This is a genomic window from Pseudomonas eutrophicaquae, assembly GCF_023544715.1.
GTDB lineage: Bacteria > Pseudomonadota > Gammaproteobacteria > Pseudomonadales > Pseudomonadaceae > Geopseudomonas.
Genome location: NZ_JAMJEZ010000011.1, coordinates 75,924 through 86,458, shown reverse-complemented (window position 1 = coordinate 86,458; position 10,535 = coordinate 75,924). Strand labels below are relative to the sequence as shown.

10 protein-coding genes are annotated in these 10,535 nt (G+C 69.1%); 4 read left to right on the top strand and 6 right to left on the bottom strand.

Features of this window, described 5'->3' with window-relative positions:
* Positions 1-504 precede the first annotated feature (504 nt).
* On the top strand, positions 505-1,962 hold the full coding sequence (locus tag MXC11_RS07275) for an NAD-dependent succinate-semialdehyde dehydrogenase (RefSeq protein WP_250007095.1): 1,458 nt from the start codon (positions 505-507) through the stop codon (positions 1,960-1,962).
* Here MXC11_RS07275 and MXC11_RS07270 read toward each other — a convergent pair.
* The 4 genes from MXC11_RS07270 to arsS all read right to left on the bottom strand — a co-directional run bounded on the left by MXC11_RS07270 (position 1,959) and on the right by arsS (position 6,706).
* Complete coding sequence (locus MXC11_RS07270) at positions 1,959-2,354, bottom strand: DUF6306 domain-containing protein (RefSeq protein ID WP_250007094.1); 396 nt, start codon at positions 2,352-2,354, stop codon at positions 1,959-1,961. The two genes, MXC11_RS07275 and MXC11_RS07270, sit on opposite strands and share 4 nt — an antisense overlap.
* 100 nt (positions 2,355-2,454) lie before the next feature.
* A complete protein-coding gene (locus MXC11_RS07265; RefSeq protein ID WP_250007092.1) occupies positions 2,455-3,540 on the bottom strand; it encodes an FAD-dependent oxidoreductase in 1,086 nt (361 codons plus the stop codon).
* Positions 3,537-5,720, bottom strand: coding sequence for an FAD-dependent oxidoreductase (locus MXC11_RS07260; RefSeq protein WP_250007090.1), 2,184 nt, complete (start codon positions 5,718-5,720; stop codon positions 3,537-3,539). The genes MXC11_RS07265 and MXC11_RS07260 overlap by 4 nt, the downstream gene beginning before the upstream one ends.
* A gap of 20 nt (positions 5,721-5,740) precedes the next feature.
* Positions 5,741-6,706 carry an arsenosugar biosynthesis radical SAM (seleno)protein ArsS gene (gene arsS / locus MXC11_RS07255; RefSeq protein ID WP_250007087.1) on the bottom strand — a complete coding sequence of 322 codons (966 nt, stop codon included), beginning with the start codon at positions 6,704-6,706 and terminating at the stop codon, positions 5,741-5,743.
* A 185-nt stretch (positions 6,707-6,891) separates the two neighbouring features.
* Between arsS and MXC11_RS07250 the strand changes: the two genes are divergently transcribed.
* The 3 genes from MXC11_RS07250 to MXC11_RS07240 are packed head-to-tail and all read left to right on the top strand — an operon-like array spanning position 6,892 to position 8,584.
* Positions 6,892-7,581, top strand: coding sequence for a DUF2064 domain-containing protein (locus MXC11_RS07250; RefSeq protein WP_250007086.1), 690 nt, complete (start codon positions 6,892-6,894; stop codon positions 7,579-7,581).
* Positions 7,578-8,297, top strand: coding sequence for a glycosyltransferase (locus MXC11_RS07245; protein ID WP_250007084.1), 720 nt, complete (start codon positions 7,578-7,580; stop codon positions 8,295-8,297). The genes MXC11_RS07250 and MXC11_RS07245 overlap by 4 nt, the downstream gene beginning before the upstream one ends.
* Positions 8,297-8,584, top strand: a complete 288-nt coding sequence (locus tag MXC11_RS07240; protein ID WP_250007081.1) for a GIY-YIG nuclease family protein — start codon at positions 8,297-8,299, stop codon at positions 8,582-8,584. Before MXC11_RS07245 ends, MXC11_RS07240 begins: the two co-directional genes overlap by 1 nt.
* A 9-nt stretch (positions 8,585-8,593) precedes the next feature.
* Here the strand turns inward: MXC11_RS07240 and MXC11_RS07235 are convergent, their stop codons facing one another.
* Positions 8,594-9,457: a polyphosphate kinase 2 family protein gene (locus tag MXC11_RS07235; RefSeq protein WP_250007079.1), complete on the bottom strand. Its 864-nt coding sequence runs from the start codon at positions 9,455-9,457 to the stop codon at positions 8,594-8,596.
* Positions 9,454-10,458: a nucleoid-associated protein YejK gene (gene yejK / locus MXC11_RS07230; RefSeq protein WP_250007077.1), complete on the bottom strand. Its 1,005-nt coding sequence runs from the start codon at positions 10,456-10,458 to the stop codon at positions 9,454-9,456. Before yejK ends, MXC11_RS07235 begins: the two co-directional genes overlap by 4 nt.
* Positions 10,459-10,535: the final 77 nt, after the last annotated feature.

Here is a 10,535-nt window from a genome sequence, read left to right as displayed (position 1 = left end):
ATTATCGACAACTCGACGAGTCAGCCCTGGCGGCATGACTCAAACCAGAGAGCCTCCGGAGTTCCCGGGGCGGTTCACGGCGCTCAGTTACACCACTTCCTGGGACACAATCTGCGGTCTTGCCTCGACTGAGGAAGCCCGGTGCCCAAGCCCCGGCGAAATGCTAAAGTCTGCGCAATCAGGAAACGTACGGCACTTGGTCGAAAAACACTCAAAAATAGGGCAGCAGCGGTGATTCTGTATCCCTTGGTGTATCCCCAAGGCCCATAGAACCCGCAAAGGTTTGATTGGCGAGACCTGTAGGTGTTTGTTCAAACGACCCCGGCCCATTTTAACAGAGCTAAACCCCTGATTTTCCTAGAGAATTTCAGGGGTTTTTCTTTTTCGCCCGGCAAGCAGCGCTGACGCAGGCCAACAGCACTGGCCCGAACCGCGTGGCATCCTGCAATACTAAGGCGCACTTTTTCGGCGCCACCGCTGCGCGCTCCGTTCGAGGATCTTGCCATGCAACTGACCGATAGCACCCTGCTGCGTACCCAGGCCTTCATCGCCGGCCAGTGGGTCGATGCGGACCATGCCGGAACCTTCCCGGTGATCGATCCGGCCCGTCAGCGGTTGCTGGCTCAGGTGGCGGATCTGGGCGCCGCCGAGACCACCCGCGCCATCGCTGCGGCCGAGGCGGCACTGGCCGACTGGCGCAGCCGTACCGCTCGCGAGCGCTCGGCTATCCTGCGCAGCTGGTTTGCGCTGATCATGGCCCATCAGGAGGATCTGGCGCAGCTGCTCAGCGCCGAGCAGGGCAAGCCGCTGGCCGAAAGCCGTGGCGAGATTGCCTATGGCGCAAGCTTCATCGAGTGGTTCGCCGAAGAGGCCAAGCGCACCTACGGGGATGTGATCCCCCACGACAAGCCGGGGCGGCGCCTGTTGGTGCTGCGTCAGCCGATTGGCGTTGTGGCGGCCATTACCCCGTGGAATTTCCCCAATGCCATGATCACCCGCAAGGTTGCCCCGGCGCTGGCGGCTGGCTGCACCGTGGTGGTCAAGCCGGCGGCAGAAACGCCGCTATCCGCCTTGGCGCTGGCCGAACTGGCGCAGCGCGCCGGGGTGCCGGCCGGGGTGCTGAACATCGTCACCGGCCGTGACGCCCCGGCCATCGGTGCGGTGCTGACCGCCAGTTCACAGGTGCGCAAGCTGTCATTCACCGGCTCGACTGCGGTCGGCAAGCAGCTGATGGCGCAGTGTGCGCCGACCATGAAGAAGGTCAGCATGGAGCTGGGCGGCAATGCGCCGTTCATTGTCTTCGAGGATGCTGACCTGGACGCGGCAATCGCCGGGGCGCTGGCCTCCAAGTACCGCAACAGCGGGCAGACCTGCGTCTGCACCAACCGCTTCCTGGTGCAGGACGGGATCTACGAGGCGTTCATTCAGCGTCTGGCCCAGGCGGTGGCGGCGCTCAAGGTGGCGCCATTTGATGTCGAGGGCGCCCAGCAGGGGCCACTGATCAGCCCGCGGGCACTGAGCAAAGTGCAGGCGCATATCGACGATGCGTTGGCCAAGGGCGCGCGCCTCTTGACCGGCGGCAAACCCCACGCGCTGGGCGGGCAGTTCTTCGAGCCGACCGTGCTGGCGGAGGTCACCGCCGACATGCAGGTGGCCCGCGAGGAAACCTTCGGGCCGCTGGCGCCGATCTTCCGCTTTAGTGACGAGGCCGAGGCGATTCATCTCGCCAACGATACCGAGTACGGGCTGGCTGCCTACCTTTATACCCGCGACCTGGGACGAGCCTGGCGGGTCAGTGAGGCGCTGGAGTACGGCATGGTCGGCGTCAATGAGGGGATCATCTCCACCGAAGTCGCCCCCTTTGGCGGCGTCAAGGAGTCGGGTGTCGGGCGCGAGGGTTCCCGCTACGGCATCGACGACTACCTCGAACTCAAGTACCTGTGTCTGGGCATCGGCAGCTAACGGGCGCTGGCGGCGCTGTTTTCCTCATGCAGGCGCAGCACTGCCTGTAGCTCCTCCTGCAGCAGCGGATCGCGGCAGGTTGGCAGCGCCTCCTGCAGGCGGCGGATCACCCAGCGCTGGCCGCGATCGATGAAGGCCAGCCGCTGCGCCAGATCCTCGATGGCCATCGCCTGGGCATGAAAGGCGCCGACCTCACGGTTGGCCTCAAGCCCCAGATGCCGCAGGCAGGTCATCAGGCGCCGGCAGCTCTCGCTTTCCCCAGCGAGGATCTGCTGCAAGAGCGGCACAAGGCTTGGGTCATCGCACTGGCGCAGGCTGTCGCGGGCTACCAGTGCGCCCGCTCGCTCGGCGCTGAGCAGGGTTTGCAGCAGTTCGGTCATGGGCATGGACATGGTGATTCTCCTGCTGGCCAGAGAGTGCAGCGGACAGCGCCCGGCGTTGGGGCGCCATGTCGCTGCCCTTGCAGCGTAGCGCGTATGCCGTGCACTGGCCTTATAGATGTTCGGCCGGTCGATGCTGGCGGATGAAGCGCCGGTCCAGCCAGTCCTTGAGGCGCCCGGCCAGCCGCGCCTCGCCGCACAGGTTGCCCCAGGCATATAGCGCGCCGCCCCGGCCATCGGCGAGCAGGGCCAGGGTGCGGCGCTGCGGCGTGTAGGGGCGCAGCGGTTCGCCCTGCAGGGCGCGGGCCAGATTCTCGGCCAGCACCGGGCCCTGACGCACTGCATGCACGCCGTTGCGCCGCGCCCCCGGCAGGCTGGCGCAGTCGCCGCTGGCAAAAATCTGCGGGTGAGAGCGGCTTTGCAGGGTGGCGGTGAGGGCGACAAAGCCTGCGGCATCGCAGGCCAGGTTTGACTCGCGCAGCCAGGGCAGCGCTGCCGGGCCGCTGGCCAGCAGCAAGCGCGTCCCGCGCCAGAGCGGCTGCCGATCGGCGTACAGCGCATCATCGGTGATCGCCTCGATGCGGCACGCTTCGCGCACCGTCACACCGGCCCGCTGCAAGTGCGCCAGCGCCCGCCGGCGCAGCGCCGCTGGATGGCTGCCCAGCAGCCGCTGGCCGGCAAACAGCGTCAGGGACGGCACCTGTGCGGCCAGCGCCAGAGCCAGCTCCACACCCGCGGCCCCGCCGCCGAGAATCGCCAGCGGCTGGGGATCGCGCTGCCAGTCCGCCCAGCCGTGCAGAAAAGTCGCGAAGGGCTTGACCGGCAGCACCTGCAGGGCCGTCCCCTGCTGGGGGAGGCTGGCCGGCTGGGCGCCGACATTCAGCGACAGCCAGCGCCCGGTCAGCGTGCTGCCGTCGGCGAGGGTCAGCGCGGAGCGTTCGGCATCGAGGGCGCGGACCGGCTGGGCGATCCACTCCACCTGCGCCGCGCGGCACAGCGCCGCCAGCTCGATCCGGCAATCCTCGGGTCGATAGCGCCCGGCCAGCAGGCCCGGCAACATCCCCGAGTACCAGACCTGCGGCTCGCCACAGACCAGCGCAATGCGCCCGGCCGGTCGGGCGCCCCGGGCCCAGCGGCGCAGCACGCCCAGATGGCTGTGCCCGGCGCCGGCCAGCAGCAGGTCGAAGTCGGCGCTCACGGTGCAGACTCATCGCGCGGCGCTGCCGGCTCCGCACCGCCTTGGCGCCGCCAGCGCTGGAAGGCTGCCAGCAGGCGTAGCGCCCGCGGTGAAATCCGTGCCCGGCGCCACTGCCCAGCGGCGTATTTGGCCGACTCGGCAAATGTCGGGTAGCTGTGGACGGTGGCGAGCAGCTGGCCCAGGCCCAGGTTGTGGCGCATGGCCAGGGCGTAGACGGCGATCAGCTCGTCGGCGCGCGCCCCGACCAGCGTCACCCCGAGCAGGCGGTCGCGCCCGGCGGCGGTGAGGATCTTGACGAAGCCCTCGGTGCGGCCCTCGATCAGCGCGCGGTCAAGATCGGCCAGCGCATAACGGGTCACCTCGAAGGAGAGCCCCTGCGCGCGGGCCTCGGCCTCGCTGAGGCCGACTCGGGCAATCGGCGGATCGGTGAAGGTCACCCGCGGGATCACCCGCTCATCGACCTTGAAGCGGCGCAGGTCGCCAAACAGTGCGTTGATGCTGGCGTACCAGGCCTGATGGGCTGCGCCGTGGGTGAGCTGCAGGGCGCTGGTCACATCGCCGACGGCAAAGATATTCGGGTAGCGGGTGGCAAGGCAGGCGTCGGTCTCCAGGGTCTGGTCGGCCCGCACCGCCAGCTGCAGGGTCTCGACGCCATAGCCTTCCAGGCGGGCCTCGCGGCCCAGCGCGACCAGCACCCGGTCGAAGGGGATTTCCACCAGAGCGTCGCGGCGCAGATCGCGGGCGATCAGCACACGCTGCGCTCCGCGTTGCTCGAAGCGCTCGGCCTGATGCGCCAGGCGCAGGTCAAGGCCCTCGCGTTGCCACTGCGCTTCAAGCACCGCGCTGGCCTCGGCATCCTCGCGGCTAAGCAGACGCTCGCCGCGCTCGATGAGCGTCACCGGAACCCCTAGGCGCTGCATGGCCTGCCCCAGCTCGCAGCCGATCGGCCCGCCGCCCAGCACCAGCAGGCGCTCGGGCGGTGTATCCAGCTGCCAGAAGGTGTCCGAGGTCAGCGGCTGCATCGCCGCCAGCCCCGGAATCTCTGGCAGGCGCGGGCGCGCCCCGCAGGCGATGATGATCGCGCGGGTGGTTAGGGTCTGGCCGTTGACCTCCACGCTCCACGGCGAGGTGATGCGCGCCTCACCCTGAATCACCTCCACCCCCAGGCGGGTGTAGCGCTCGATCGAGTCATGGGGCTCGATGGCCTGGATCACCGCCCGTACCCGCTGCATCACCGCGGCAAAATCGACGCGCCCCTGCACCTCGCTCAGCCCGAACGCCTGCGCCTCACGCAGGGCATGGGCCTGTGCGGCGGCCTGAATCAGTGCCTTGGAGGGCACGCAGCCGCTGTTCAGGCAGTCGCCGCCCATCTTGGCCCGCTCGATCAGCGTGACCCGCGCCTGGGCGGCAGCGGCGACATAGGCGCTGACCAGCCCACCGGCCCCGGCACCGATCACCACCAGGTTGCGCGAGAAGCGCCGCGGGCGCGTCCAGCCAGCGTACACGCGGCGCGCCTTGAGCCAGGCCAGCAGACGCCGTGCCAGCAGCGGGAACAGCCCGAGCAGGGCAAAGGCGCCGAGCAGCCCCGGCGAGAGGATGCCCTCCAGCGAGTCCAGGCGCCCCAGCTCCCGCCCGGCGTTCACATAGACCAGCGTGCCCGGCAGCATGCCCAGCTGACTGACCCACCAGAAGGTGCGCGCCGGCAGGCGGGTCAGGCCCATCGCCAGGTTGATCAGCACGAACGGAAACAGCGGCACCAGCCGCAGGGCGAACAGGTAGAACGGCCCCTCGCGCTCAATGCCACGGTCGATGGCGGCCAGGCGCTGGGCAAAGCGCCGCTGCACGGCGCCGCGCAGCAGGTAGCGGCTGCCGAGCATCGCCAGGGTCGCGCCGAGGGTCGAGGCCAGCGACACCAGCAGCGTGCCGCCGAGCAGGCCGAACAGCGCACCGCCCAGCAGGGTCAGCAGCGCGGCGCCGGGGATCGACAGCGCCGTGACGGCCACATAGCCCAGCAGGTACAGCAGCGCCGCCTGCCAGGGGTGGGCGCTCACCTGGGCCTCAAGGTACTGGTGCTGCTGCTGGAGGGTGTCCAGGTGCAGATAAGCGTGCAGATCGAGCAGCACGAAGGCGGCCAGCAGGCTGGTGAGCACCAGCAGCAGGGCAAGACGGGGCAGGGACATCGGCACTCCAGAGTCAGGCATCAGGCAAGGGCGCCGCCGCAGCTCGAACCTTGTCCGGCGGTGCAGGCGTAACAGTGCTCGCGGGTGGCGATCGGGTGCTGCGCCAGCGACTGGTGCAGCAGGTCGCGCAGGTGCGGGCGCTGGCGGGCGATCAGCGGCGGCAGGCCGAGGCCGAGCATTTGGTTGAAGTCGCAGTCATACAGATAGCCCTGCCAATCGACGCTGACCAGCGAGCGGCACATCACGCTGTCCAGGTTGCTGGCCTGGAAGTTGTCCCGCAGCAGTTGCAGGTAGCTGGCCAGCTCGCCACGGCTGACCAGCGTGCTGCCAAAGCGGGCGATCGGCTGGTTGGTAATGGTCAGCAGCCGGGTGAAGACGATGCCGAAATCTGCCTGTAGCCGCGCCCGGTAATCCGCCTCGAGCGGGCCCTGGGGCGGTGGCAGCTGTGGGCCTTGCGGGTTGTAGACCAGGCTCAGTGACAGGTCGCGGCCGGGCTGGCCATAGCCCAGCGCGTTGAGCTGGCGCAGGCCTGCGATGCTGCGGGCGAACACTCCATCACCGCGCTGGCGATCAACATTGTCCGCGCTATAGCAGGGCAGCGAGGCGACCACCTCGACGCCCTCGGCAGCGAGAAAGGCGCCCAGATCCTGCTGGCCGGGCTCGCTGAGGATGGTCAGGTTGCAGCGATCGATCACCCGCAGGCCCTGGCGGCGGGCATGGCGCACCAGCTCGCGAAAGCGCGGGTGCAGCTCCGGCGCACCGCCGGTCAGGTCCAGACAGCGCAGCGGCAGCCGCTCGATGACCTCGAACAGGCAGGCCAGGTTCTCATCGTCGAGCCGCTCCTGACGGGTCGGGCCAGCGTTGACATGGCAGTGCAGGCAGCGCTGGTTGCACTGGTAGGTCAGATTGACCTGCAGGGTGTCGAGCGGCGTGCGCTGCAGCGCGGGGAAAGCGTGGGCATCGAGCAGCGGCAGGGTGTCATACATGGTCAGCGGTGCTCCAGAGCGAGGGCGGGGCCTGGGCATTCTGCCGGCATTGGTCGCATCCGCCCAGCCATCCCGGTGCTTGCCGGGCCGCGGCTTGGCTCTCTATGCTGCCGGCCGGCCGAGGGGCGGTGCCTGAATGGAGCACCGGCAAGCCCCTTGAGGATCCATCATCACGAGTGTCTGCCATGCCCACGCCCCCTGATGCACTGCCCGCTGCTCCGACCCTGGTGCTGGTCTGCAAGCGCCCAGCCCTCGGGCATGGCAAGCAGCGTCTGGCCCGCCGGCTCGGGCCAGAGGCCACCCTGCCGATTGCCGAGGCGCTGCTGGCCTGTGCGTTGGAGGATCTGGCCGCCTGGCCCGGCCCGCAGGTGATCGCCCCGGACCGCGCCGAAGATGCCGACTGGGCGCGCCAGCAGGCCCCCGCCGCGCACTGTCAGGCGCAGGGCGGCGGCAATCTTGGCGAGCGGCTGAACACCCTGGACCGGCAGTTGCGCGCCCAAGGGCACGGGGTGCTGGTGATCATCGGCAGCGACATTCCAGCACTGACCCCGGCGCTGTATGCCGAGGTGCGCGCGGCGCTGACCGAGGTCGATACCGTGCTGGTGCCGGCTTGTGACGGCGGCGTGGTGCTGATGGCCTCGCGCCAGCCCTGGCCGGCGCTGGCCGGGCTGCCCTGGAGCACCCCGGCGCTGGGGGATGCCTTGCAGGCGCTGTGTGAGGCGGCGGGGCAGCAGGTGCGCCGGGTCGGCTTGTGCCGTGATGTCGATGAGCCGGCTGATCTGCTCGCCGCCTATCAGGCGCTGGCCGAAGACCTGCGCCCCGCGCGCCGTGCGCTACGGGCGCAGCTGCTGCCGCTGCTGGAGCACTGCCGGTGAGTACGACGCCTGCGTGCAGCGTGATCATCCCCTGCTACCGCGATGAGGCGCCGCTGGCTCGCCTGCTGGCGCAGCTGCACACGCTGGCCGAGCGCTGCGCGCAGCCGCTGCAGATCATCGTCGTCGATGCCGCGCGCAGCGCGCAGTGCCAGGCGCTGTGCCACGCGCAGGGGGCTGAGTGGCTGCCGGCCGAACCCTGTCGCGGCCAGCAGCTGCGCGCCGGTGCGGCGGCGGCGCAGCATGAGCGGCTGTGGTTTCTGCACGCCGATGCCGAGCTGTACGGCGCGCCCTTTGCCGCCCTGCAGGCCGCGCTGGCGCAGGGGGCACCGGGCGGCTATTTCGCCTTTCGCCTGAGCGGGCCATTGCCCTGGCAGGCCCGCTGGCTGGTGCGGCTGACCAACTGGCGGGTGCGGCTGCCGCTGGGGGTGCCCTACGGGGATCAGGGTCTGTTTGCCACCCGCGAGGCGTACTGGGCTGCCGGCGGCCATGCGCCCTGGCCGTTGTTCGAGGAGGTGCCGTTGGTGCGTGGTCTGCGCCGGCAGGGGGCTCTGGCCTGTGTCAGCGAGGGGCTGCGGGTTGATCCGCGCCGCTGGCAGCGTGACGGCTGGTGGCGGCGCGCCCTGCTGCATCGCCTGCTGGCGCTGGGGTTTCTCTGCGGCGTCCCGGTGAGGCATCTGGCGCGCTGGCAGCAACGCTCGCGGGCCAGGGACCGGTGATGAAGCGCACCCGCGTGATGGGGCCGCGGATCTGGCGGGTGTATCTGGTGCGGGCGGCCAATGGCGCGCTGTACTGCGGGATCAGCGATGATCCGTGGCGGCGTTTTGAGCAGCATGTGCGCGGGCGTGGTGCGCGCTTCTTTTGCAGCAGCCCGGCCTGTGCGCTGGTGTATATCGAGGCCTGCGGCAGTCAGCGCGCCGCCCTGCAGCGCGAGTGGGCGATCAAGCGCCTGCGTAAATCCGCCAAGGAGCAGCTGGTCGCCGGCTGGATGGCGGGCGAGGGCTGAACGTCCGGCTCAGCCGCGCTCCAGCGCCTCCAGGGTGAAGGGCGGCGTGGGGGTGGGCCAAGTCTGCTGCAGCGTCTCGAACGCGCGGGCCAGCAGGCTGGCCAGCAGCAGATCGCGCAGCCACTTGTGATTGGCCGGCAGGATGTACCAGGGTGCCTCTGGGCGATGGCTGGCGCGCAGCAGCGCGGCCCAGTGCGCCTCGCGTGCGGCGAACTGGCGATGGGCGGTCAGATCATCCGCGCAGAGCTTCCAGTGCTTGCGCGGGTCGAGCAGACGCTTGCGCAGGCGCGCGTGCTGCTCGGCCTGGGAAATCTGCAGGTAGACCTTGAGCAGCCGGATGCCGTGAGCGGCCAGCTGATCCTCGAAGTCGGCCAGCTGGATCAGGCGTGCTGGCAGCGCCTCGGCGTCAATAAAGCCATCGAACAGGTCGCTGGCTACCCCTTCATACGGGGTGCGGTTGAACAGGCCCAGCTGGCCGGGCTCGGGCAGGCGCTGGCGGTAGCGCGCGAGAAAGGGCGCCGTACACTGCGCCACGGTGGGGCGGCCAAAGCTGTGCACCGCCAGCCCCAGCGGGCTGAAACCGGCGCACAGTCGCTCGATGGCGCCATCCTTGCCGGCGCAGTCCGGTCCCTGCAGCCAGATCAGCAGCGCCTCGCGGCGGCGCATGCGCAAAAGATGCTGCTGCTCGATCAGCCAGGGCCGCAGCGCCTGCAGCTGCGCCGCGGCGCTGTCGTGGCTCAGGCCCAGATCGCGGTTGGGATTCTGGGCGAAGGGCGCCGCTGGGTGGCATAGGCAGGCCTCCAGCGACTCATCGCGCAGACGCAGCAGGGCGGCATTCGCGGCCGGCGCGCTGGCATCCGGCAGAGGGCTCAATGGCGGTCCTTGGTCAGTTGTTCGCGCAGCTTGCCCGGCAGTTTGCGGATGATCAGCGCATCCTGCTCGGCGTCGTATTCGATCTGCGAACCCAGCAGGTGCGCCTCGAAGCTGATCGACAGCCCCTCCGCGCGCCCGGTGAAACGGCGGAACTGGTTGAGGGTGCGCTTGTCCGCCGGGATCTCCGGCGCCAGACCGTAATCCTTGTGGCGGATATGCTCGAAGAAGGCCCGCGGCTGCTGCTCATCGAGCAGCTCGGAGAGTTCTTCCAGCGCGATCGGCTCGCCGCGCCGGGCCTGATCGCTGGCGTAGTCCACCAGGGTCTGGGTCTTCTCGCGGGCCTGCTCCTCGGCCAGATCCTCGCTTTCGACGTAGTCGCTGAAGGCCTTGAGCAGGGTGCGGGTCTCGCTCGGCGCATCGACGCCCTCGCTGCAGCCCAGGCACTCGCGGAAGTAGTCGGCGACCTTCTTGCCGTGGCGGGCGCGGATCAGCGAGAGGTACTGCCGCGAGGCCGGGTTGTTGCGCCACTCGCTGAGGTTGATCCGCGCGGCGAGGTGTAATTGGCCCAGATCAAGATGCCGGGCGCTGCTCAGTTCGAGCTGCTCGGTGACGGTCACGCCCTCGCTGTGGTGGAGCAGGGCGATGCACAGAAAATCGCTCATGCCCTGCTGGTAACGGGCGATCAGCACATGGCCGCCGGTCGACAGGTTGGAGGCATCCATCAGGGTGGTCAGGCGCTCGGCGCAGGCCTGGCTGAAGGCGACAAAATCGCCATCCTCCAGATAGCGCTGCAGCCAGCTGCTCAGCGGGTAGCTTTGTGTGTCGGCTTGAAAATAGCCCCAGACCTTGTTGGGCTTGGCGTTGTAGCTGTCATTGAGGTCGGCCAAGAGGTGCTCGATGGTCTCGCTGGCCGGCAGTGCCTGGGTGCTCAGGTGCAGTCTGGCGGGGTTGCCGTCGGGCTTTTTGTCGATCAGGTGGACGATGGCATGTTGGATCGGCATGGCGGTCTCGTGACAGACGATGGAGCCTTGGAGTTTAACCGATGCCCGGGCAGCTCAGGGCTGGGCTGAGCAGGGGC